A 23835-nucleotide genomic window follows, 5' to 3' on the forward strand; every position below is an offset into this window, starting at 1 on the left:
CGGGATCGGCGGCGTTGCCGGCTGGGGCGGCCAGGGCGGCGACGGCCTCGGTCTGCTCTTCGGCCTGGGCGGCACCGGCGGCGCCGGCGGCGCGACCAACAACACCGTTGGGATCGCGGGCATAGGCGGGACTGGCGGCAGCGGCAACCTCCTGTTCAACCTGATCAGCACGGGCGCCGACGGCGGTGCCGGCGGCGCCGCGCCCGGCATCAACAACATTGGCGGTCAGGGCGGCACCGGCGGAAGCGGCGCCGGCCAGCTCTTCGGTTTCGGCGGCAACGGCGGGGCCGGCGGGGCGTCGCTGACCGCCGGGCATGGTGGGCCGGGCGGGTACGGCGGCGACGGCGGCGCCATCTTCGGCATCGGCGGCGCCGGAGGTGCCGGCGGGGCCGCCCAGACCGGCGGCCATGGCGGGGTCGGCGGGCTGGGTGGCCTCGGCGGCATCCTGTTCGGGCTCGGCGGCGCCGGGGGCAATGGCTTCGGTGCGTCCGACCTGGCGTTCGGCGGTAACGGCGGCCAGGGCGGCTACGGCGGCATCTTCTTCGGCATCGGTGGCGCCGGCGGCAACGGCGGCATCGGAGCCACCCCGGGCATCGGCGCGCCCGGCGGCTTCGGTGGCTACTTGGTGTTCGGTCCGAACGGCCGCAGCGGCGTCACACCCGGCTAGAGAGTCTTCAGGATCTCCCGGGCCAGCGCCGCCGTTGCGGACGGAGTCTTGCCGACCTTGACGCCCGCGGCCTCCAGCGCCTCCTTCTTGGCGGCCGCCGTACCCGATGACCCGGACACGATGGCACCCGCGTGACCCATCGTCTTGCCTTCCGGCGCAGTGAATCCCGCGACATAACCGACGACTGGCTTGGACACGTTGGCCTTGATGAACTCCGCCGCTCGCTCTTCGGCATCACCGCCGATCTCGCCGATCATGACGATCAGCTTGGTGTCGGGGTCTTTCTCGAAGGCCTCGATTGCGTCGATGTGGGTGGTGCCGATCACCGGGTCGCCGCCGATACCGATCGAGGTAGTGAACCCGAAATCGCGTAGCTCGTACATCATTTGGTAGGTCAGCGTGCCGGACTTGGACACCAGCCCCACCGGACCGGGACCGCTGATGTTGGCCGGCGTAATACCGACCAGCGCCTGGCCGGGGCTGATGATGCCCGGGCAGTTGGGGCCGATGATGCGGGTCTTGCCGCCCTTGTTCAGGTTGTAGGCCCACGCATATGCGGTGTCCTGCACCGGGATTCCCTCGGTGATGACGACCAGCAGCGGAATCTCGGCGTCGACGGCCTCGATGATCGCATCCTTGGCGAACTTGGGCGGCACGAACGCGATCGACACGTCGGCACCGGTCTTCTCCATCGCCTCGGCGACGCCGCCGAACACCGGCAGCTTGACGATCCTGCCGCCCTTGTCCTCGTGGGTAACCGTGGTACCGGCCTTGCGCGCGTTGACGCCCCCGACGATCTGGGTGCCCGCCTTGAGCATCCGAGCGGTGTGGACGGTGGCCTCGCTACCGGTGATGCCCTGAACGATGACCTTGTTGTCTTTGGTCAAGAAGATAGCCATGGGGTCTTGTCTCCTTATCTCAGGCGCTCGCCAGCTCGGCGGCCTTATCGGCGGCCTCGTCCATCGTCGGTACCAACGTCACCAATGGGTGATTGGCTTCGGCCAGGATTCGCCGGCCTTCGTCGACGTTATTGCCGTCGAGACGCACCACCAGTGGCTTGTTCGCCTCGTCGCCAAGGATTTCCAGCGCCTTGACGATGCCGGTGGCGACCGCGTCGCACGCGGTGATGCCGCCGAAGACGTTCACGAACACGCTCTTGACCTGCGGGTCGCTCAAGATCACGTCCAGCCCGGCGGCCATCACCTCAGCCGAGGCGCCGCCGCCGATGTCCAGGAAGTTGGCGGGTTTGACGCCGCCGTGCTTCTCACCGGCGTAAGCCACGACGTCCAGCGTCGACATCACCAGGCCCGCGCCGTTGCCGATGATGCCGACCGCACCGTCGAGCTTGACGTAGTTGAGGTCGTGCTCCTTGGCCTTGAGCTCGAGCGGGTCGGTGGCCGCGCGGTCCTCGAACTCGGCGTGACCCGGCTGCCGGAAGTCGGCGTTGGCATCCAGGGTGACCTTGCCGTCCAGCGCCAAGATCTTGTCGTCAGGGGTGCGCACCAAGGGGTTGACCTCGACCAAGGTCGCGTCCTCGCCGACGAACACCCCCCACAACTTCTCGATGGTGACCGCGGCGGCGTCGAGCACCTCGGCCGGCAGGTGGCCCTGCTCGGCGATGGACCGCGCGAACGCCAGGTCGACACCCGTGACGGCATTCACCGGAACCTTGGCCAGCCGGTCCGGCTTGGTGGCGGCCACCTCTTCGATCTCCATGCCGCCCTCCACCGAGCACATCGCCAGGTAGGTGCGGTTGGCCCGGTCGAGCAGGAAAGACAGGTAATACTCCTCGGCGATGTCGCTGGCCTCGGCGACCAGCAACTTCTTCACGATGTGGCCCTTGATGTCCAGGCCCAGGATGTTCTTGGCGTGCTCGTAGGCCTCTTCGGGCGTCGCCGCGTATTTCACGCCGCCCGCCTTGCCCCGGCCGCCCGTCTTGACCTGGGCTTTGACCATCACCGGTGCACCGATCTCGGTGGCTATGGCCTTTGCCCCCTCCGCGGTGTCGGTCACTCGGCCCTGAGTGCCGGGCACACCGTGCTTGGCGAACAATTCCTTGGCTTGGTACTCGAAAAGGTCCATGGGCTCACTGTCTTCGTCGACTTGTTGCTAGGCCAGTAGGTAAGCGCTGCCGGATTGGGCAACTCGCACGGAGGAACTGTATCGAGGCGGGAAAACGACTCAGCGTTCGCATCCACCCGTGTGGCGCAGGTCATCGAACGTTCATTCGGTTGAAACGTGATCCAAGTCACATTATTGGCGAGATTCCATACCGAGGTTGCCAGTTCGAGCCGTCAACCGATACCGTGCTCAGGGTCCAGATAACGTTATGGTCACGATCCGAGGACATTCAGGTTGTCCCAGCACCGATTCGCCCGCTCCGCCGTTGGTTCGGCTCGCGCACCCCGCGATCGTTGGTTGCACCATCACCGCAATGAAGTCACCGAAATCATTGCACTGGATTTCGAGGAATTCGACGATCTGGAACTCGCCGACCTCGATGAGCTGGATTTCGGTGACGAGTACACCTTCGATTACGAAGCCGAGCTGCTAAACGCTCCAGAACTCGACGACCTCAGCGAGGCCGACGATCCGACGCCCTTTGACCTCACCGCGCCCACCGAGGTGCTGGTTCTGACGGTCCCCGGTGCCGGTCCCGCCGGTCCCGACGGTTCGGACGTGGAGATCACCAACGTCATTCCCCTCCCCCGCCGTGCTGGACAGCACCGCAAGCAGCCGACCAGCGCGGCCAAGGGACGCCTGCTGATCTCGGCCATGGCCGCCGGCGCGGCCGCCGCGGCAGCGCACAGCGTGACCCACCACTCGGACGCCCCCAGGACCGAGACCGTACTGACCGCGAACGCGTCGGCGCTCAACGGCGGTTCGGGCGCCAACGCGCCGCGCGGTGTCCAGGTGATCGCCTCCCAGCCGGCGGCGGATGTCGCAGTGCACAACGAGGAGTTGGCGCGAGGCGTGGCCTTCGCCCAGGAGCGCGCCCAGCGTGAGGCACGCCTGCAGCAGCCGCTCTATGTCATGCCCACCAAAGGCATCTTCACCTCGAATTTCGGATACCGCTGGGGTGTGCTGCACGCCGGTATCGACCTGGCCAACTCGATCGGGACGCCGATCCTTGCGGTGTCCGACGGTGTCGTGATCGACGCCGGTCCCACCGCGGGTTACGGAATGTGGGTCAAGCTGCTGCACGCCGACGGCACGGTCACCCTCTACGGCCACGTCAACACCACGCTGGTCAGCGTCGGGCAGCGCGTGATGGCCGGCGACCAGATCGCCACCATGGGCAACCGAGGCAATTCCACCGGCCCCCACCTGCACTTCGAAGTACTGCTGGGCGGCAGCGAGCGCATCGATCCCGTGCCGTGGCTGGCCAAACGGGGACTCTTCGTCGGGAATTACGCCGGCTAACCGGTGACGGCGCCGAACGACCCCCCTGCGCGCGAGAATCCGCCCGAGCCTGAAGCCGGGAAGGCGCTGCCCCCAGAACCCCGGATGCCCCCCGAACCCCGGACGCGGATCATCCGTCGCGCGCCGACCGGACCGCTGCCGGCCGTGTCCGCTTCTGAGACCACCCAGCTGCCCGGCGGGCGTGGCCTACCACCGCAAGATGCGACCATCCGCGCGAACCGGCTGCCGAGTACGTCGCTGCTGGAGCCGAGTTCCCGCACGGCCGTCGCCGCTTGCGCCGTCAGCATCGTCAGCGGCTGGGCCACCTCGGTGGTGGCCACCGACCTGATCGCCGGCTGGTGGCGTACCGACCGGTTATTCTGCGTGGCCGTCGGGTTTCTCGCCCTGGTCTTCGCGATAGCGACGGTCTCCGGGGTGATCACGCTGCTGCTGCGGCGTCCCGTCGGGCGCTACCTGATCGCGGCGGGTGCGGTGGTGGCGGTGCTGACCTATGGCGGCGTGTTCATCGCGGGCGCCCGCGTCGGGTGGATCGTGCACACGCTACCGGTGCTGCCCATCGCCAGCGTGCTGCTGGCGCTGCACCCGCAGACCAAGCGCTGGGTGTTGTGGGGCGATTAGGGTCCGACCCCCGTCGCCGAACGTGTTCTCACTGCGAACAATTCGCGATTTTTTCGCAGTGAGTACACGTTCGGCGAGCCGGCTAGAGCTTGCTGACCGGGGCGTGGTTGTGCATCAGCTTGACCCGGCCCGAGCTGCCGAAGTCGATCAGCGACATCGCTGATTCGCCCATGCCGGAGACCTCCTCGACGCGGCCCAGGCCGTACTTGTCGTGCGTGACGCGGTCGCCGGGCTGCAAGACCAGCAGCGGACGCTTGCCCGCTCCGGAGCGAGTCGGTGACGGGCGGGGCGTGCTCCCGAACCGGCCGGCGCCGCTCACCGGCGCGCTGAACGACGGCTTGGGCGCCAGGCGCCGCCAGTCGATGAGCTGCTGCGGAATCTCGCGCAGGAACCGGGATTCCGGATTCAGCATCGGCTGGCCCCAAGACGAACGGACAATCGCCCTACTCACATACAGCCGTTGCCGGGCCCGGGTGATGCCGACGTAGGCCAGCCGCCGCTCCTCGGACAGCTCGGTGGGATCGTCGAGCGCCCGCATGTGCGGGAACATGCCGTCCTCCCAACCGGTTACGAACACCACCGGGAACTCCAGACCCTTCGCGGTGTGCAATGTCATCAACGTGACCACACCGGCGGCGTGCTCGGGTATCTCGTCGGTATCGGCGACCAGCGACACCCGCTCCAGAAACGCCGCCAGCACACCGGTGTCCGGCACGTCTTCGTTCTCGGGTGTCATCGCCTCAGCTTCTTTAATTTGCAAGGCCAGGTCGATGCTGAATTCGTGTGCGACGCTGACGAGTTCGTTGAGGTTGTCCAGCCGCGCCAGCTCCTGCGGGTCGGTGGAGGATTCCAGCTCGCGGCGGTATCCGCTGCGTTCCAGCACCGCTTCGACGAGCTCGCCGAGGTCTTCGTCGAGGTGGCCCCTTAATTCATCCAGCAGCTCGACGAAACTCGAAATCGCTTTCTCGGCACGGGAATTCAGCATCGGGACCTTGCCCTGAGCTGCGGCCAGCAACGCATCGGAGAAGCTGGCACCGGTGTTCTCGGCGTACACCGCCACACACGCCTCGGCCCGGTCGCCGATGCCACGCCGCGGCGTGTTCAGGATGCGCCGCATGCTGACCGCGTCGCCGGGGTTGTCCAGCACCCGCAGGTAGGCGACGATGTCGCGGATCTCCTTGCGTTCGTAAAAGCGCACTCCCCCGACGACTTTGTAGGGAATGCCGGCCCGGATGAACACCTCTTCCAGCGACCGCGAGGAGTTGTTGGTGCGATAGAAGACGGCCACGTCGTTGTAGGTGATGTCGCCGCGCTCGGCCAGCGCGTCGATCTCTTCGGCGACGAACCGCGCCTCGTCGTGCTCGTTGTCGGCGACGTAGCCGACGATCAGCTCGCCTTCTCCAGCGTCGGTCCACAGCCGCTTCTCCCGGCGCCCGGAGTTGCGGGCGATCACCGAGTTGGCCGCCGACAGGATGTTCTGCGTCGAGCGGTAATTCTGTTCCAGCAGAATGGTTGTGGCGTCGGGGTAGTCGCGTTCGAAGTCCTCGATATTGCGGATCGTGGCGCCGCGAAACGCATAGATCGACTGATCGGCGTCGCCGACGACGCACAACTCCCCGGGCGGCACGTCATCTGCCGATTCGCTGCCGCGGCCCACCAATTCCCGCACCAGCACATACTGCGCGTGGTTGGTGTCCTGGTATTCGTCGACGAGCACATGCCGGAAGCGCCGCCGGTAGTACTGAGCGATCTGCGGGAAGGTCTGCAGCACCGCGACCGTCTCGCCGATGAGGTCGTCGAAGTCCAGTGCGTTGGCCGCGCGCAGCCGCCGCTGGTATTCGCCGTAGACGGAGGCGACGGTGCGCGCCAGATCGTCGGATTCGTCGGTGAGGTCGGACACGGCCTGGTGCGGGTCGATCAACTCGTTCTTCAGGTTGGAAATCGCATTGGCCAACAGCCGCGGCGAATAACGCTTGATGTCCAGGCCCATGTCCCGGCCGATCATCTGCAGCAGCCGCCGCGAATCGTCGGCGTCATAGATGGAGAAGTTGGAGTTGAGACCTTCGATCAGCGATGCCTGATTGCGCAGGATGCGCACACAGGTGGAGTGGAAGGTGGACACCCACATGTACCGGGCCCGGTCGCCGACCAGCTTCACCACGCGTTCACGCATCTCGGCGGCGGCCTTATTGGTGAAGGTGATGGCCAGAATCTGCCCGACCCCTACGCCGCGGTCGGCGATCAAATACGCGATGCGCCGGGTCAGCACCGCCGTCTTGCCCGAGCCCGCACCCGCGACGATCAGCAGCGGCGAACCCTCATGCACCACCGCCTGGCGCTGTTGAGGGTTGAGACCTTCGAGGAGTTGGTCGGAGTCGGTCGCTTGCACACTCATGTCCGTCCAAACTTACCGCCGACCACCGACAACCTGGCGGACCAGGCGGGTTGTCCGGCTAACCAGCCGACCGGTGGATCGAGATCAGTTGCCGAACCCCGATTGCTGATTTCCCTTGTTGAATCCGCCCGAGCTGTGTGAACCCGAATTGGAGAAGCCCGAATTGTGGTCGCCCGACTGGCCGAAGCCGCCGTTGTCCAGGCCCACATTCATGAAGCCCACGTTGCCCGCGGTGCCGGCATTGCCATAGCCGACGCTGAGGTTGCCAGAGTTCGAGATGCCCACGTCATTGGTGCCGGAGTTGAAGAAGCCGGTGTTCTTGCCGTTCGTGTTCTGGAAACCTGTTTGCTGGTTCCCGGTATTTCCATAGCCTTCGCTGTCGTTGCCGACGTTCTGGAAGCCAGAGTTGTTGTTTCCGTTGTTGTTCCAGCCCGAATTATTGGTACCGGTGTTGCCGAAGCCGGAGTTCGTCAGGCCGGTGTCGGTCGCGCTGCCGAAGCCCGTATTGACGTCGCCGGCATTGCCGAAGCCGGTATTCGTGTTGCCTGAATTGCCCCAGCCGGTGTTGAAATTACCCGAGTTTCCGAATCCGGTATTACCCAATCCGGAGTTGCCGTAGCCCACGCTGCTGTTGCCCGAGTTGCCGAAGCCGAGGGTGCCGCTGGATGCGCCGTTGAGTCCGCCCATCGAGAAGCTGCCCGCATTGCCGAAGCCCATGTTGTCGTGGCCGGCATTGAAGAAGCCGACGTCGCCGTGACCGGAGTTGGCGAAACCGACTCCGGTGTCGGCAGTATTCGAGAACCCGGTGTTGATGTCGCCGGTGTTCCAGAAGCCGGTATTGGTGGCGCCCGTGTTCATGAAGCCGGTATTGAAGTTGCCGGAGTTACCGATGCCCCAGTTTCCGTTGCCCGAATTGAAGAAGCCGACGTTGTTGTTGCCGGAGTTGAACAGGCCGACGTTCCCGGTGCCGCCGTTCAGGCCGGCGAGGTTGATCCCGACCTGGTTGTTACCGGTGAGCCCAATCCCGAAGTTGTTGCTGCCGGTGTTCCCGAAGCCGATGTTGTTGTTACCGAGGTTTCCGAAGCCGAGGTTGCTCAGGCCTTTGTTGCCGATGCCGATGTTGAAGTTGTTCGTGTTGCCGAAGCCGAAGTTCTGGTTACCTTCGTTGCCGAAGCCGATATTGAAGCTGCCGAAGTTGCCGCTGCCCCTGTTGTAGCTACCGGTATTCCCGTTGCCGATATTGCCGCTGCCGCTGTTTCCACCGCCGGTGTTGCCGCTGCCGAAGTTCCCGATGCCCAGGTTTCCGCTGCCGCGGTTGCCACCGCCCAGGTTGCTGCTACCGACGTTTCCAGAACCCAGGTTGAAACTGCCGGTGTTTCCGTCGCCGAGGTTGATATTGCCGGCGGCGTTTCCGCTGCCGAAGTTGAGCAAGCCCTTATTGCCGCTACCGAAGTTGGCGCTACCGGTATTGCCGCTCCCTAGGTTGATACTGCCGATGTTGCCCAGACCTAAGTTCCCGGTGCCGATATTGCTGACGGCCGAGATAGCACCCAGAGCCGGGAAGGCTTGCACCACCTGCTCCCACGGGGTCAGCGCCGCGGCCACCGCCGACGCTCCGCTGTGGTAGCCGAACATCGCCGCGACGTCCTGAGCCCACATCTCCTCGTATACGGCTTCGGCAGCCGCGATCGCCGGCGCGTTTTGACCGAACAGGTTCGAAAGGACCAGCTGCACAAACCCAGAACGGTTGGCGGCCACGGCGATCGGATGGATCGTCGCCGCCCGCGCGGCTTCGAACACGCTGGCCACCGTCTGGGCCTGCCCAGCCGTCCCCGCCGCGTGCGCCGCCGCCGCACTCAGCCAGCCCGCATAGGGAGCGGCCGCCGACGCCATCGCCGCGGACGCTTGGCCCTGCCAAGCCTGGCTCACCAGCGTCGAGGTCACCGAACCGAATGAGTCCGCCGCCGCACCCAGCTCATCAGCCAGTCCCTCCCAGGCCGCCGCCGCCTCCGCCATGGGGGCCGATCCCGCGCCGGAGAACATCAGCACAGAGTTGATCTCTGGCGGCAACACCGAAAAGTTCATGAACAACGTCCTTCCTCACCGGGCCTGTCTGAGTGCCAGCGAGTGGAAGCCTAAGGCCATCGGGACGGAGAAAACGTGCGTTTTCGGCAAATCGAGTTGGCTTGCTGGAACGAGCGATTTGCGCATCTTTTTGCGCAGGCACGGCGCAGGATGGCACACTCGATTGGTGCTCAACATGCAGCGCCGATTTTTTTACGGGTACCGGCCAGCGGTGCCCGTGGTGTAGCTGCTTTCGCAGAGCCCCGTGGTCCGCTACCGGATACGGGGCTCGTCTCTTGTGTGAGGCCCGAACCGGATGAGACCAGAACCCCCACCTCACGACAACGCGGAGTTAGCAGAAATGAACCTCGAGACAATCGATACTCCACAGCTCGATATCGACGAGTTACGCGAAGAAATCGATCGGTTGGACGCCGAAATCCTGGCCGCGGTCAAACGCCGCGTCGAGGTATCCCAGGCGATCGGCAAGGTCCGGATGGCGTCCGGAGGCACCCGCCTGGTGCACAGCCGTGAGATGAAGGTGATCGAGCGCTACAGCGAGCTCGGGCCCGACGGCAAGGACCTGGCGATTCTGCTGTTGCGCTTGGGCAGGGGACGACTCGGCCACTAAACGGTTACTACCGTCGTGACCTTCGGCCGATCTCGGCTTTGCTGAGGTAAATTTCGCCGGAAATGGTTACGGCAGTGGCAACTGGGGCTTCGCCGTTGCGCCGGCTGATGCTCGTATCGGCGGCGATGTTGCTCGCGCTGGTGTGCGGGCTCTCGACAAGCTCGGCGACCTCGTCGGCGTGGTCACGGACCAGTCTGCCGATCGAGTACCTGATGGTCCCCTCACCCTCGATGAACCGCCAAGTGAAGGTGGAGTTTCAAGGCGGCGGCAGCCACGCGGTGTATCTGCTGGACGGGATGCGCGCCCGAGAGGACTTCAACGGCTGGGACATTCACCTCCCGGTGTTCGAATGGTTCGAGCCGTCGGGGCTATCGCTGGTAATGCCCACCGGTGGAACGGCCAGTTTCTACTCCGACTGGTACAAACCGGCCATCGGCAATAACGGTGTGTCGACGTACAAATGGGAGACCTTTCTCGCCCAGGAGCTGCCGCAGTGGCTGGCGGCCAACAAGGGGATCAGCGCAACCGGCAACGCCGTCGTCGGCGCATCGATGTCGGGCTCGGCGGCACTGATCCTGGCGGCCAAACATGCCCAGAACTTCGTCTATGCGGCGTCGATGTCGGGCTTTTTGAACCTGTCCGCCGGAAACTGGCCATCGTTGGTCAGCGCTGTGCAACTAGGCGCCGGTGGTTTCCGCTCCGAGGCAATGTGGGGGCCGCCCACCGACCCGGCGTGGGCGGCTAACGACCCCACCGTCAATGTGAAGAGCCTTATCGCCAACAACACCCGCATCTGGGTGTACACCGGAAACGGCGGGGAATCGGACCTGGGCACCAAGCTGGACGCCAGCCTGCTGGAAAGCGCTACGCGGATCAGCAACAAGGTTTTTCAGAGCCGGTATCAAGCCAAGGGCGGGCGCAACGGGGTATTCAACTTCCCCGACAACGGCACCCACACCTGGTCGTACTGGGGCCAACAACTCCAAGCCATGCTGCCTGACCTACAGCGCACCTTGGGCGCGGCCTAAACCAGTGCCGAGGCTGCACTTTTGCAGGCAATGTACGAGTAAGGCCCGGCGATTTCGCAGGCTCGGTGCCCGCTGTCCTGGCTCACGGCTGCCACCGCGCCAGCGCCTCCGCATTAATGTCGAGGCATGACCTCCGAGCAATCCATCGCTGACATCACCGCCACCCCGGCGTGGGACGCCCTGCGCAGGCATCACAACCAGATCGGAGAAACCCACCTGCGCCAGTTCTTCGCCGACGACCCCGCTCGCGGGCGCGAACTCACGGTCACCGTCGGCGACCTCTACATCGACTACAGCAAGCACCGTGTCACCAGGGAGACCCTCAAGCTGCTAGTCGATCTGGCCAGGGCAGCCGGCCTGGAACAGCGTCGCGACGAGATGTTCTCCGGTGTACACATCAACACCTCGGAGGACCGCGCGGTGCTGCACACCGCGCTGCGGTTGCCCCGCGACGCCGAATTGACCGTCGACGGAACCAACGTCGTCAAAGAGGTGCACGAGGTGCTGGAAGCGATGGGCGACTTCACCGACCGGCTGCGCAGCGGCGCATGGACCGGAGCCACCGGGGAACGGATCCGCACCGTGGTCAACATCGGCATCGGCGGGTCCGACCTTGGCCCGGTGATGGTGTACCAGGCGCTGCGGCACTACGCCGACGCGGGAATCTCGGCGCGCTTCGTGTCCAATGTCGACCCCGCCGACCTGGTTGCCACGCTTGCCGACTTAGAGCCTGCTACAACGCTTTTCATCGTCGCCTCGAAAACCTTCTCCACCCTGGAGACGCTGACCAACGCCACCGCCGCGCGCCGCTGGCTGACCGGCGCACTCGGCGATGCCGCGGTGGCCAAGCACTTCGTCGCGGTCTCCACCAACCGCCGCCTGGTCGATGAATTCGGCATCAACACCGACAACATGTTCGGCTTCTGGGATTGGGTGGGCGGACGCTATTCGGTCGATTCGGCGATCGGGCTGTCGGTGATGGCGGTCATCGGCCGAGAAGCGTTCAGCGACTTCCTATCTGGGTTCCACATCGTCGACGAGCACTTCCGCACGACTCCGCTGGAGTCCAATGCGCCTGCACTGCTTGGCCTTATCGGCCTGTGGTACTCCAATTTCTTTGATGCGCAATCACGTGCCGTGCTGCCCTACTCCAACGATCTGGCCCGCTTCGCGGCCTACCTGCAGCAGCTGACCATGGAATCCAACGGCAAGTCCACTCGCGCCGACGGCACACCGGTAACCACCGACACCGGCGAAATCTTTTGGGGCGAACCGGGAACCAACGGTCAGCATGCCTTCTACCAACTGCTGCATCAGGGCACCCGGCTGGTGCCGGCCGACTTCATCGGGTTCAGCGAACCTCTCGACGACCTGGCGACCGCCGAAGGCACCGGCAGCATGCACGACCTGTTGATGAGCAACTTCTTCGCACAGACTCAAGTGCTGGCGTTCGGCAAGACCGCCGAGGAGATCGCCGAAGAAGGCACCCCCGCCGATGTGGTGCCACACAAGGTGATGCCCGGCAATCGGCCGTCGACATCGATTCTGGCCAACCGGCTTACGCCGTCGGTGCTGGGCCAGCTGATTGCTTTGTATGAGCACCAGGTGTTCACCGAGGGCGTGGTGTGGGGTATCGACTCGTTCGACCAATGGGGTGTGGAGCTGGGCAAGACGCAGGCCAAGGCGCTGCTGCCGGTGATCACCAGCGACAATTCGCCCAAGCCGCAATCGGACAGCTCTACCGACGCGCTGGTACGTCGCTACCGGACCGAAAGAGGCCGCGCAAGCTGACTTTTCGGGCGCGCGAACCGTGCGCAGATGTACGCTCGCGGTACTAGAAGTACTTGGTCAGCGGGGGCGGGAGGACCCGCATCAGCTGCACCAGCGGCGCCCACGGCCACCACGGCACGACGGCTCGCCCGGGCTCGCGCTCCATGGCGCCGACGAGCGCCTTGACGCCAGTTTCGTTGTCCACCATCAACATTGTGGTCTCGGACTTGGCCGTCATCTCCGATTCGATGTAGCCGGGCTCTAACACCGTGACCTTGATGGGACCCTTGGCGTATTCGGCGCGCAGGGATTCACCCAAGGAACTAAGCCCGGCTTTGCTTGCGGCATAAGCGGCTTTGACTCCCGGCACGCCTTTATTGCCGAGTACCGAGGAGACCAGCACCAAATGGCCGGACCCGCTCTGCTGGAACATCTCCAGTGCCGTCTCGATCTGCACCAGCGCCGACACCAGGTTCGTCTCGATGGTGGCCTTGTTCGCCCAGAGCTTGCCCGAGCCCAGCCGCGCCCCCTTGCCGATGCCGGCATTGACGATGATGCGGTCGACGCCGCCGAGCTCGTCGCTCAATTCGGCGAACACCTTGGGCACCTGGTCGTGGTCGTCGACGTCCAGCGCGGCCACCGCGACCTTGATATCTGGATATTGTTGTGTCAGTTCGGCTTTCAGTTCGTCGAGGCGCTCGGTGCGACGGGCGCACAGCGCCAGGTCGCGGCCTTTGGCGGCGAAGGCTCGGGCCATTCCGGCGCCCAGGCCGGAACTTGCACCGGTGATGAGGATCTTCTGGCGAGTCACTCGGGCAGCATATCGAGGCAGCGTGGCGACTACTTGAGCAGCCGCGACATGCGCCGGTCGGCCAGCACCTTGCCGCCGGTCTGACAGGTTGGGCAGTACTGAAAAGACTTGTCCGCGAACGACACTTCGCGCACGGTGTCGCCGCAGACCGGGCAAGGCAGCCCGGTGCGGGCATGCACCCGCAGCCCTGAGCGCTTTTCCCCCTTGAGGGTGGCGGCCTGCTGGCCGACGGACCTGGTCACCGCGTCGGTCAAAACCGACACCATCGCGTCGTGGAGGCTGATCAGTTGTTTCTCCGAAAGCTTCCCGGCGGTGGCGAACGGTGACAGCCGGGCGACATGCAGAATTTCGTCGCTGTAGGCGTTGCCGATTCCGGCGATCACCTTCTGGTCGGTGATGACGGACTTGATCCGGCCGGTGTTGCCGGTCAATAGCCCGGCCAGGTCGTCGGCGCTGATATCCAGGGCATCCGGACCAAGCGCGGCGATGCCCGGCACCTTGGCCGGGTCGTCGACCAGCCACACCGCCAGCCGCTTCTGGGTTCCGGCTTCGGTGAGGTCGAAGCCCGGTGCGCTGCCCGGGGTGCCCAGGTGCACGCGCAGCGCGATCGGCCCCTTGCCGGGCCGCAGCGGCGCCGGCGCGAGCTGATCGGACCAGCGCAGCCAGCCCGCGCGCGAGAGGTGGGCGATCAGAAACAGGTCGCCGGCGTGCAGCCCCAGGTACTTGCCCCAGCGCTGGGCCTCATCCACGACCTGCCCGTGCAGGGCATTGATCGGCGGGTCGAAGGTTTTGAGCACCGACAGCGCGGCCACGTCGACGCGGCCCACCGGCAAGCCGACGGCGTGCCGCCGCAAGTGATCGACCAGCGCTTCGATCTCGGGGAGTTCGGGCACCCGTCCAGTCTGCCGATCACGGCCGACGGGTGTCCATCCACCCGCTTGTTACGCGGGCCCCGCCGCCCCCGGCGTGCCGAACAGCACTCCACGGCGACCGCCCGCGCCGCCCACACCGGCGAAGGGCGCGCCGGACCCGGCCCCGCCGTTGCCGCCATTGCCGATCAACTGGGCGTTGCCCCCGGCACCGCCGACACCACCCTCGAAGCTCGGGGCCGACGCCGCAGTACCTGCGTTGCCACCCCGGGCGCCATTGCCGTACAGCAGCCCGCCGTCACCGCCGCCACCGCCGTTGGAGATCTGAACCACGAAGCCGGTCCCGTTATCACCGCCGTTGCCCCCGACGCCGCCGTTACCGAGGAAGAACGCGTCGCCCCCGTAGCCACCGAAGCCCCCCAAACCAGCCTGGTTGGCGTGCACGCCATCGGTGCCACCATTGCCGCCGTGCCCGCCGCCCCCGCCGGCACCGCCGTCGCCGATGAATCCGGCCTTACCGCCAGAGCCACCCGATCCCGCGAAGCCCCCCATGCCAGCGAAGCTGCCGGGCGTGGCGGTGACGTCGCCACCGGCGCCGCCCGCGGCACCGACGCCTCCTGCGCCTCCGTTGCCCCAAATCCACCCGCCGTGGCCGCCATTGCCACCGCCGCCGCCGAAGCCTCCGAAACCGCCCACCCCGCCGGAGACGACGCTGGCCTGGCCGGCTCCGCCCAACGCTCCGTTTCCGCCGGCCCCGCCGCGGCCGAACAGGCCGGCATCGCCGCCGTTACCGCCGTACACGTCGAAGCTGCCGAGGCCGGCGCCATTTGCGCCATGGAAGACGGTCGCGTCGGCTACGAAGGATCCGCCGGCGCCGCTGTTGCCGCCGGCACCTCCGTCGCCGTAGAGCCATCCACCATTGCCGCCATTGCCGCCGCTGCCGCCGCGGCCGGCGGTGCCACCGGTGAGTTCAAGAGGGTTCGTGGCCCCCGTCGCCGCCCCGCCCTGACCGCCGGTCCCACCGGTGCCACCGGTGCCGAACAGTAGCCCTCCGTGACCGCCGGCACCTCCGGCGCCGCCGGCGCCACCGTTGAAACCTGCACCGGTACCGAGGTTTATCGCGCCCCCGCCGATTCCACCGACCCCGCCGGTTCCGCCAACGCCGTACAACCAACCACCGGCGCCGCCGGCACCCCCATTGCCGGCCGCACCGCCGACCCCACCAGAACTCGGTGAGCCCGTTGCGCCGGCGCCGCCCGCGCCCCCGGCTCCACCGTTACCGATCAAACCCGCGGCCCCGCCCGCGCCGCCGTTTCCGCCCATCGCCCCGGACCCACCGCGGCCGCCGTTGCCCCACAGGATGCCGCCGGCCCCGCCGGCGCCCCCGGTCCCGTCGACGCCGTCGCTGCCGTTGCCGATCAGCGGACGGTTCAGCAGCGCCATCGTCGGCGCATTGATCAGGTCGAGCAGCTGCTGCAGCGGGGAGGCGCTGGCGGCCTCGGCGGTCGCGTACGCCGAAGCGCCCGAGTTCATCAACTGCACAAACTGCTGATGGAATGTCGCCGCTTGAGCGCTCAGCGCCTGATAGCTCTGGGCGTGGGCGCCGAACAACGCCGCGACCGCCGCAGATATCTCGTCGGCGCCGGCGGCCAGGACCGACGCCGTCGGCGCTGCGGCGGCCGAATTGGCCTGGGTTATCGATGAGCCGATACTCGCCAGATCCGTTGCAGCCGAGGCCACCCACTCAGGCGATGCAAACACGAACGACATCCGAGAACCTCCCGACCACCGGCCGCATCGTTGCAGCACGTGCCAGGAGATGCTATCGCAGCTACCCCCTACCGGAGCGTGCGTTCCGCAAACTTGGTTCGAACTACGCGGGTCCGTTAGCCCCGTGCTGGCCGAATAGCGTGCCGCCGGTGCCGCCCTCGCCACCGGTACCGCCCTGGGCAGCTCCGGCACCCGGGCCGCCGTTGCCGCCGTTGCCCACCAGCCCGGCATTACCGCCATTGCCGCCGATGCCGTTACCGGTGGGTGCGAAGAAGCCGGGTGGGATGGTTCCGGCGAATCCGCCGTTGCCGCCGTTGCCGTAGAAGAAGCCGCCGTCGCCGCCATTGCCGCCGTCGGCCGTCTGGTTCACGACGGCGGCACTTCCGGCACCGACTGCCCCGGTGTTGCCGCCGGCGCCGCCGTTGCCGCCGTTGCCCCACAGCTGGGCGCTGCCGCCGAAGCCACCCAGCGCCCCTGGGCCGGCTCCGCCGCTGTTGTCTCCGCCGGTGCCGGAGTTCCCGCCGCCGCCGCCGTTGCCGGCGTTGCCGCCGTTGCCGATCAGGCCGCCCTGGCCGCCGTTACCACCGAAGCCGCCGAAGCCGCCGAAGCCGTTGAAGCTCAAGAAGCCGGATGCGGAGTTGCCCCCGTTGCCGCCCAGGCCGCCGACGCCGCCTTGCCCGCCATTGCCGTAGATAAACCCGCCGTCACCGCCATTGCCGCCGAACCCGCCGCCACCGCCCTCACCGGCAGTACCGGTGGCGCCGATGGTGACCGACTGGCCCGCCCCGCCCAATCCGCCATTACCCCCGGCGCCGCCGTTGCCGAACAGACCGGAGTTGCCGCCATTGCCGGCGGTGGCGCCGAAGCTGCCGCCGCTCACGCCGGCCGCGACCGTGTTATCGGCCACGAACGAGCCGCCATTGCCGGAGTTGCCACCTGCACCGCCGTCGCCGTACAGCCAGCCGCTGTGACCGCCATTGCCGCCATTGCCGGCCGCCCCGGCATTGCCGGCAAGCTGCCCACCTGTCCCGCCGGTGCCGTTGCCGCCGTTGCCGCCCAGCCCGCCGATTCCGCCCTGGCCGAACAGCAGGCCACCGGCCCCTCCTACGCCGCCGGCACCGCCATTGCCGCCGTTCAGGCCGCCACCGCCGACTGCGCCGCTGGCATTACCACCCAAACCGCCCGCGCCACCATTGCCACCCAGTCCATAGAGGAAACCACCGGCGCCGCCCGCACCGCCATTGCCGCCCGCCTGGCCGGGTTGATTGGTCCCACCGTTTGCACCCGCACCGCCCGCACCGCCGCTGCCGCCGTTGCCGAAGAAGCCGGCCGATCCACCGGCGCCGCCGTTCTGACCGACTCCCCCGGATCCGCCGTTGCCGCCGTTGCCGTACAACCACCCGCCAGGGCCGCCGGCCCCGCCCGTCCCGTTGACCCCGTTCGCGCCGTTGCCGATCAGCGGGCGCCCGGTCAGCGCCACGAAGGGGTCGGTGGACGCCGCGGCGACGACCGCCTGCAGCGGCGATGCGTTGAGCGCCTCGGCGGTGGCGTATTGCTCCGCGCCGCCGCTGAGCAGCGAGACGATCTGGTCGTGGAAGGCAGCCGCTTGGGCGCTGAGCGTCTGGTAAGCCTGCGCGTGCGCGCCGAACAACATGGCCAGCGCCGTGGACACCTCGTCAGCGCCGGCGGAAACCAGAGCCGTGGTCGGGAAAGCCGCCATCGCGTTCGCCGAGCTGATCGTGGACCCGATACCGGCGAGGTCGTTGGCCGCGGCCGATAGGTACTCGGGACCTGCGATCACCCACGACATCTACGACCTCCCACCATCTCGACGGCCCCGCCACCGCCAGTGATCCACGACACATTACTCATTCGGGAGCAGATGTTATCGCGTTACGAGAGCTAGTCCGCCGCTTCGGAGAAATTTGTACTCTCGTATCAAAAATTGGCGCGATAGCTGTGCGATTCGCCCTGCGCCGAACGCAGTAAATAGATGTCCATGAGCCAGCCGTGCCGCTCGCGGGCGTCGGCGCGCAGTGCCACGATTCGCTCCCCCACCTCCCCGACCGTGCCCGCTACCAGCAATTCGTCGTCGGTGCCCAGATACGCGCCCCACCAGATCTGGGTGTCCGGCGGGCAGGACCGGAACGAGCACTCGCCGTCGAGCATGACCACCGCCGAACCGGACAGCCCGTGCGCGCGCAGCTGTCTTCCCGTCGTAATCAGGACGGGCTCGCCAACTTCGTTGAGCGCAATGCGGTGCCGGGCGGTCAGCGCCTGCACCGCGGTGATGCCCGGAATCACGTCGTAGCTGATGTCGACTTCAGCGGCGACGACCTCCAGGATGCGCAGTGTGCTGTCGTAGAGCGACGGATCGCCCCAGGCCAGAAAGGCGCCGACGCCATCGGGCTGCAGTTCGTCGCAGATGGCCGCCGCCCAGATCCGCGCGCGGGTGGCATGCCATTGCGAAACCCCTTCCCGATAGCCGGCCTCGACCGACCGCTGGGGGTCGGGCAGCTCGACGAATCGATAGCCGGGCTCGCGGATGAACCGCGCGCAGATCTTCCGGCGCAACGCCACCAGGTCGCTCTTGGCCTCACCTTTATCGATCGCGAAGAACACCTGGGTGTCGTTGAGCGCGTCGATCGCTTGGACGGTCACATAGTCGGGGTCCCCGGCGCCGATGCCGATGACGTGGATATGCCGGCCCATGCCGGTCAAACTAGTGGAGACCGTCCGTTACCTATCCGAGACCGCCGGTACCCGGTACCAGAGGTATTGACTAAGTAGTGTGATCTGCCTAACGTCGGATTTACCCGATCGCGAAGGGACGTCAACGATGACCACTGCGGTGAAACCAAGTGGGCCGAGTCGTGAAGAGTTCTCAGAGCGCCTGCTCAAAGGCTCGGTCAAGAAGTCCTACGAACCCGTCGTCGATATCGACTGGGATGCCCCGCTCGAACCGGACAAGTTCTATCTGCCGCCCCGCCTGGTGTCGTTGTACGGCACGCCGATGTGGGACGAGATGACCCGCGAGCAACAAATCGAGCTGTCCCGCCAGGAACTGGTGAACACGCTCTCGGCCGGAATCTGGTTCGAGAACATGCTCAATCAGTCCTTGTTGCGCACCATCCTGCACGAGGACCCGACCAGCCGGTCGACGCACTACAAGCTGACCGAACTGGGTGACGAGACCCGGCATATGGTGATGTTCGGCAAGGCCATCGAACGTATCGGCGCCAAACCGGTGCGCCCGCGGCGATTCCACCGGTGGGTCATCAATGCGCTGCCGCTGGCCTTCCAGCGGGGCTCGATGCTGTGGGTGGCGGCCCTGATCGGCGAGGAGATCTTCGACTCGCTGCAGCGGCAGATGATGGATGATCCGGAATTGCAGCCAATCATCCAGCGGCTCATGCGAATTCACGTCACCGAAGAGGCCCGCCATATCCAGTTCGCCCGTGACGGCGCGCGCAAACGGGCGGCCGAAATGCCGCGGTTCAACCGCTGGTTCATGGCCAACATCAACGGGCTGGGTGGGTACTTCTTCAATTACCTGTTCAGCAACCCGATTCCGTATGCACGCACGGGCCTGGACGCAAAGCGGGCGCGACGGACCGCGCGCACCAGCGAGCATCGCCGGGAAACGCAGATTGCCGGCTTCGCTCCGCTGGCAGCGTTTTTGACCGAGGTGGGCCTGATGGGCCCGATCGCCCGCCGCGGCTGGAAGCGCAGCAGGTTTCTGTGACCCAGGCGCCGGCGCACTACCACGTCGTTGTTGTCGGCCACCCAGCCGCCGGTCTGCCCGCAGCAGCCCTGGTTCTGCCCAGCGATGAAGTCCTCGGTTCGGTCTTCGACGACTCGACCGACACCTGGGTGCTGAGCACGGCCGACCAAACCGTGCGCGCGGGCGTCGTCCTCGCCACCGATCCGGCCGGCTATACGCCGTGGATACCCGAACTCCCCGGCGTCTTCGGGGGTCAGTCGTTTGCCGCGGCGGCCTGGGACGCCGATTTCGATCCAGCCGGCAAGCACATCGCGGTGATCGGCACCGACGCGGCCGCCGCCCACTACCTCGGCGGGCTGACCGAATCGGCGAGATCGGTAACAGCTTTCGCCCACGCGCCGCGCCGCTTCATCACCGAGATACCGCTGCCGTCCACCCGCGCCAGGCGCTGGCTGCGCCGCCATACCCGGCGCGAGCGGGCGCAGCCGGCGGTGCGACGGGTGAATTCGGCGATCCAGGCCGTGACGTCGTCGGGTATCCGCACCAGCGACGGCGTCGAGCACCGCGCCGACGTCATCATCTACGGCACCGGCTACGCCGTCGGCGACTCCGACTGGAATCTGGTCGGCTCGCGCGGGGTGACCATCCGCCAGGCCTGGGACGACGGCATGGAGCCGTTTTTCGGCGTGGCCGTGCACGGCTTCCCCAACTACTTCTTCCTGACCGGGCCCGATTTCGGTACCCAGGCGAGCTATATCGCCGAGTGCCTGCAACTCATGAACCACACCGCCAGCACCCGCATCGAGGTGCGCCGCAGCAGCCAGCAGCTGTTCAACGAGCGCGCCCAGCTGACACCCGCCGCCGCGCCGCCGGTGGCGGCCGCTTTCGACATGTCCTCGGACGCCCCCGATTCAGCGGAGGGTCATTGCGGCTATGACGGCACCGCGACCCTGGACCTGGGTGGCGTCCGCCACGCCGTGCGCGTCCGGCTCACCGGTCACCTTGACCCGATCGACGGCAATTACCACTGGCAGGGGACCGTGTTCGTGCGGCTGCCGCTGGAGTCGCTCAAGCACGGGCGGGCGGCCACGCTCACCGTCGGCGAACACAGCGCGCCTGCACGAATCATCGAAGAAACACCGTGGGGCACACACTCGGTCGCCGGCGTGGGCACACCGCCCTATGCCCGCAGTGGCCGCTGACGCCACCCGCACATCCGTCGTCTGATGTGCGAATTCACCGCTTTCGGCGGTCAGAATCCCGATAGGCTGAGGATCTCCCAGGCAACAGGTTGGCCGCACGCTGTTAGTGGGTAATCCTGCTGGGTGGCGTGTGCTGCAGCAGACTACAGGGCAAACGAGAACGGTATGTTCGGCGTAGTGGCGGTCGGTGCTCCGGACTGGCGCGGTCGAGTCGGCTACTCGACCCGCGCCCAGGTTGCAGCGCAACAAGGTGCACAAATCGGGGCCGTTGTCCGAAGATAGAATTTCCGCCGTCAAACGTGCAGCACGAGAGGCGGCATCCTCAAGCAATTGGCGGGGCAGGAGTTCGAGGAGCAGGCGATGGAACCGGACGACCCGATAGCGCTGGCAGGCCGGTTCGTGCGAGGGTGGCTTCAGTGAACGCGGTAGCCAAGTCCTCGAACTCGTTAGCCATTGCGGCCAGAACTGAGGAGTCGACCGTCTTCCTGACAGCCGACGGAGTGCTCGACGCCAACAATTCCGCCGAACTCCGCGACACGGTCATGAAGGCCACCCTCGACGAGCCGTCGGCCGTCGTCATCGACGTGACAGGGCTTCAGGTTGCCGACGACGCCGGCTGGACGGTCTTCATCAGTGCGCGCTGGCAGGTCGACACCCGGCCCGACGTGCCGATCGTCCTGGTCTGCGGCAACCGCGCGGCCCGCGAGGCGATCACCCGCAGCGGGGTCACCCGCTTCATGCCGGTGTATCCGACCGTGAAAGGGGCCAGTAAAGGCCTCGCGAAGATCGCGCGCCGCAACTTCCGCCATGCCCAAGCCCAACTGCCGGCCAACCTGACCAGCCTTCGCGAGTCCCGCCGGCTGGTACGCGAGTGGCTTACCGCCTGGTCGAAGCCGAGGCTGATTCCGGTGGCGTTGGTCGTGGTCAACGTGTTCATCGAAAATGTCCTGGAACACACCGGCAGCGACCCGGTGGTGCGCGTCGAGTGCGACGGTCCGACCGCCACGATCGCGGTGTCCGACGGCAGCGGGGCGCCGGCGGTGCGGCTGTCCTCACCCCCGAAGGGCATTGACGTGTCCGGCTTGGCGATCGTCGACGCGCTGTCGCGAGCGTGGGGTAGCACGCCCACCTCGTCGGGCAAAACGGTCTGGGCGGTCATCGGCCCGGAAAACCAGCTTTGACGTGCGGTTCAGTTACGCGGAATCACTGACCGACCCGGCCTTCTATATTCCCCTGGCCAAAGCGGCCGAGGCGGCCGGCTACCACAGCATGACGATCGCCGACAGCCTCGCCTACCCCTACGAGTCGGATTCGAAGTATCCGTACACCCCCGACGGCAACCGCGAGTTTCTCGACGGCAAGGAAATCGTCGAAACCTTCGTCTTGACAGCGGCGTTGGGGGCGGTGACCACGACGCTGCGGTTCAACTTCTTTGTGCTCAAGCTGCCCGTGCGCCCACCGGCGCTGGTGGCCAAGCAGGTGGGTTCGCTGGCCGCGTTGATCGGCAACCGGGTGGGCCTCGGGGTGGGCACTAGCCCGTGGCCCGAGGACTACGAGCTGATGGGTGTCCCATTCGCCAAGCGCGGCAAGCGGATGGACGAATGCATCGAGATCGTGCAGGGACTCACCACCGGCGAGTACTTCGAGTTCCACGGCGAGTTCTACGACATTCCCAAGACGAAGATGTCCCCGGCTCCCAGCCAGCCGATCCCGATTCTGGTCGGCGGTCACGCCGATGCGGCGCTGCGGCGCGCGGCCCGGCTGGACGGCTGGATGCACGGCGGCGGCAGCGACCCCGAGGAACTCGATCGACTCATCAAGCGCGTCAAACAGTTTCGCGCCGAAGAGGGTAAAACGGGCCCGTTCGAGATTCACGTGATCTCGATGGACAGCTACACCGTCGACGGTATCAAGCGCCTGGAGGACAAGGGCGTCACCGACGTCATCGTCGGCTTTCGCTGGCCCTACATCAACGGACCCGACACTGAGCCGCTGGAGCGCAAGATCCGCAACCTGGAGAAGTACGCCGACAAAGTGATGTCCAAAGTCTAAGCACTGCAGGAATTCTCGCTGAGGAGCGCTCGGATTTGGGGCATGGCCGGCAAGTGCGCAAGCAGGCCGCTGTCGGCGGCGATCACCTGCCCGGTAATGAGCGCCGCCCGGTCCGAGGCCAGGAAACAGACCAGTTCGGCGATGTCACGCGGTTCGCCGATGCGCCCGCCAAGGTGGTGGGCGGTGAAAATCTCGACGATCGGCTGCGGCAGCCCCACCTGGAGTTTCGGGGTGCGCACCAAACCGGGCGCGATCGCGTTGCAGCGGATACCGTGGCACCCGTATTGCGTTGCCACATAACGGGTCAGGGTTTCGATAGCGGCCTTGGTGCAGGCGTATGCCGTCGACATGTCGTAGGCGGCATGGGCGGTTGCCGAAGAGATGTTGACGATAGCGCCCCCGCCCGAGCTGATGAGCCGGGGAATCGCATGCTTGCACATGAGCATGGTGCCGCGGGCATTGACCGCGAAGGTCTGGTCCCACATATCGGCTGTCATCTCGGTGACCAGCGCGTCGGCGACGTCGGCATGCGCGGCGTTGTTGTCCACGACATCGAGCCGGCCCAATGTGTCGACGGTGAAATCGATCAGGGCGCGCACTGATGCTTCGTCGGTGAGATCGACCGCGTGGTGGACGGCTCCCTCGCCGACGGCGGCGGCTGCGCCGGCGAGGTCGGTCTCGGCCAGGTCGGCCAACACAACATGGGCACCCGCGTGCGCCAACACCCGCGACGTCTCTAATCCGATACCACCGCATGCACCGGTGACAATCGCAACCTTGCCTTCGAGTTCTGCTGCCATAGCCGCTCGGC

Annotated in this window: 19 protein-coding genes and 3 pseudogenes; 10 read left to right on the plus strand and 12 right to left on the minus strand. The window is 66.4% G+C overall.

Annotated elements, in window-relative coordinates:
• Positions 1 to 667, plus strand: a pseudogene (locus AWC27_RS31275) (PE family protein); the annotation flags it as partial.
• On the opposite strand, the gene sucD reads toward AWC27_RS31275, so the two are convergent.
• Positions 664 to 1566 (minus strand): succinate--CoA ligase subunit alpha, encoded by a 903-nt coding sequence (gene sucD, locus AWC27_RS20290; protein ID WP_085672129.1) that lies wholly within the window; start codon positions 1564 to 1566, stop codon positions 664 to 666. The pseudogene AWC27_RS31275 and the gene sucD sit on opposite strands and share 4 nt — an antisense overlap.
• Positions 1567 to 1585: 19 nt before the next feature.
• A complete protein-coding gene (gene sucC / locus AWC27_RS20295) occupies positions 1586 to 2749 on the minus strand; it encodes an ADP-forming succinate--CoA ligase subunit beta (protein ID WP_085672130.1) in 1164 nt (387 codons plus the stop codon).
• A gap of 273 nt (positions 2750 to 3022) precedes the next feature.
• Between sucC and AWC27_RS20300 the strand changes: the two genes are divergently transcribed.
• A complete protein-coding gene (locus AWC27_RS20300; RefSeq protein ID WP_085672131.1) occupies positions 3023 to 4090 on the plus strand; it encodes a M23 family metallopeptidase in 1068 nt (355 codons plus the stop codon).
• A 3-nt stretch (positions 4091 to 4093) separates the two neighbouring features.
• Positions 4094 to 4708 (plus strand): hypothetical protein, encoded by a 615-nt coding sequence (locus AWC27_RS20305; RefSeq protein ID WP_139837119.1) that lies wholly within the window; start codon positions 4094 to 4096, stop codon positions 4706 to 4708.
• Between the two features lie 82 nt (positions 4709 to 4790).
• Here the strand turns inward: AWC27_RS20305 and pcrA are convergent, their stop codons facing one another.
• Complete coding sequence (pcrA, locus tag AWC27_RS20310; protein WP_085672132.1) at positions 4791 to 7103, minus strand: DNA helicase PcrA; 2313 nt, start codon at positions 7101 to 7103, stop codon at positions 4791 to 4793.
• A gap of 84 nt (positions 7104 to 7187) precedes the next feature.
• Positions 7188 to 9188: a PPE family protein gene (locus tag AWC27_RS20315; protein ID WP_085672133.1), complete on the minus strand. Its 2001-nt coding sequence runs from the start codon at positions 9186 to 9188 to the stop codon at positions 7188 to 7190.
• 295 nt (positions 9189 to 9483) lie between these two features.
• On the opposite strand from AWC27_RS20315, the gene AWC27_RS20320 reads away from it, so the two are divergent.
• The 3 genes from AWC27_RS20320 (at position 9484) to pgi (ending at position 12617) form a co-directional block, all read left to right on the plus strand.
• Positions 9484 to 9798 (plus strand): chorismate mutase, encoded by a 315-nt coding sequence (locus tag AWC27_RS20320; protein ID WP_085672134.1) that lies wholly within the window; start codon positions 9484 to 9486, stop codon positions 9796 to 9798.
• A 62-nt stretch (positions 9799 to 9860) separates the two neighbouring features.
• Positions 9861 to 10826 carry an esterase family protein gene (locus tag AWC27_RS20325; protein WP_085672135.1) on the plus strand — a complete coding sequence of 322 codons (966 nt, stop codon included), beginning with the start codon at positions 9861 to 9863 and terminating at the stop codon, positions 10824 to 10826.
• A 126-nt stretch (positions 10827 to 10952) separates the two neighbouring features.
• Positions 10953 to 12617, plus strand: coding sequence for a glucose-6-phosphate isomerase (gene pgi, locus AWC27_RS20330; RefSeq protein ID WP_085672136.1), 1665 nt, complete (start codon positions 10953 to 10955; stop codon positions 12615 to 12617).
• A gap of 43 nt (positions 12618 to 12660) precedes the next feature.
• Here pgi and AWC27_RS20335 read toward each other — a convergent pair whose 3' ends face one another.
• From AWC27_RS20335 to cobF, 6 genes and pseudogenes are all read right to left on the minus strand, one after another.
• Complete coding sequence (locus AWC27_RS20335; RefSeq protein ID WP_085672137.1) at positions 12661 to 13407, minus strand: SDR family oxidoreductase; 747 nt, start codon at positions 13405 to 13407, stop codon at positions 12661 to 12663.
• Between the two features lie 29 nt (positions 13408 to 13436).
• Entirely contained in the window at positions 13437 to 13904 is a 468-nt protein-coding gene (locus tag AWC27_RS32315; RefSeq protein ID WP_245847354.1) for a zinc finger domain-containing protein, read from the minus strand.
• Between the two features lie 150 nt (positions 13905 to 14054).
• Positions 14055 to 14300: pseudogene (locus tag AWC27_RS32320) on the minus strand (DNA-formamidopyrimidine glycosylase family protein); the annotation flags it as partial.
• Between the two features lie 48 nt (positions 14301 to 14348).
• Positions 14349 to 16046, minus strand: coding sequence for a PE family protein (locus tag AWC27_RS20345; protein ID WP_085672139.1), 1698 nt, complete (start codon positions 16044 to 16046; stop codon positions 14349 to 14351).
• Positions 16047 to 16149: 103 nt separating this feature from the next.
• Entirely contained in the window at positions 16150 to 17856 is a 1707-nt protein-coding gene (locus AWC27_RS20350) for a PE family protein (protein WP_085672140.1), read from the minus strand.
• A gap of 128 nt (positions 17857 to 17984) precedes the next feature.
• Positions 17985 to 18758, minus strand: coding sequence for a precorrin-6A synthase (deacetylating) (cobF, locus tag AWC27_RS20355; RefSeq protein ID WP_085672141.1), 774 nt, complete (start codon positions 18756 to 18758; stop codon positions 17985 to 17987).
• 127 nt (positions 18759 to 18885) lie between these two features.
• Here cobF and AWC27_RS20360 point away from each other — a divergent pair, with 127 nt between their 5' ends.
• Together AWC27_RS20360 and AWC27_RS20365 are read left to right on the plus strand one after the other, a co-directional pair.
• Positions 18886 to 19791: an AurF N-oxygenase family protein gene (locus AWC27_RS20360; protein WP_085672142.1), complete on the plus strand. Its 906-nt coding sequence runs from the start codon at positions 18886 to 18888 to the stop codon at positions 19789 to 19791.
• 203 nt (positions 19792 to 19994) lie between these two features.
• Positions 19995 to 20972 carry a DUF4873 domain-containing protein gene (locus AWC27_RS20365; protein WP_245847357.1) on the plus strand — a complete coding sequence of 326 codons (978 nt, stop codon included), beginning with the start codon at positions 19995 to 19997 and terminating at the stop codon, positions 20970 to 20972.
• Positions 20973 to 21265: 293 nt separating this feature from the next.
• On the opposite strand, the pseudogene AWC27_RS33440 reads toward AWC27_RS20365, so the two are convergent.
• Positions 21266 to 21358, minus strand: a pseudogene (locus tag AWC27_RS33440) (DUF8092 domain-containing protein); the annotation flags it as partial.
• A gap of 30 nt (positions 21359 to 21388) precedes the next feature.
• Between AWC27_RS33440 and AWC27_RS20370 the strand changes: the two are divergent.
• Both AWC27_RS20370 and AWC27_RS20375 read left to right on the plus strand, forming a co-directional pair.
• Positions 21389 to 22153 (plus strand): STAS domain-containing protein, encoded by a 765-nt coding sequence (locus AWC27_RS20370; protein WP_085672143.1) that lies wholly within the window; start codon positions 21389 to 21391, stop codon positions 22151 to 22153.
• Between the two features lies 1 nt (position 22154).
• Positions 22155 to 23024, plus strand: a complete 870-nt coding sequence (locus AWC27_RS20375; RefSeq protein WP_085672144.1) for a TIGR03619 family F420-dependent LLM class oxidoreductase — start codon at positions 22155 to 22157, stop codon at positions 23022 to 23024.
• Here AWC27_RS20375 and AWC27_RS20380 read toward each other — a convergent pair.
• Positions 23021 to 23824, minus strand: coding sequence for an SDR family NAD(P)-dependent oxidoreductase (locus AWC27_RS20380; protein WP_085672145.1), 804 nt, complete (start codon positions 23822 to 23824; stop codon positions 23021 to 23023). The two genes, AWC27_RS20375 and AWC27_RS20380, sit on opposite strands and share 4 nt — an antisense overlap.
• Positions 23825 to 23835: the final 11 nt, after the last annotated feature.

This window comes from Mycobacterium szulgai (assembly GCF_002116635.1).
Taxonomy (GTDB): Bacteria; Actinomycetota; Actinomycetes; order Mycobacteriales; family Mycobacteriaceae; genus Mycobacterium; species Mycobacterium szulgai.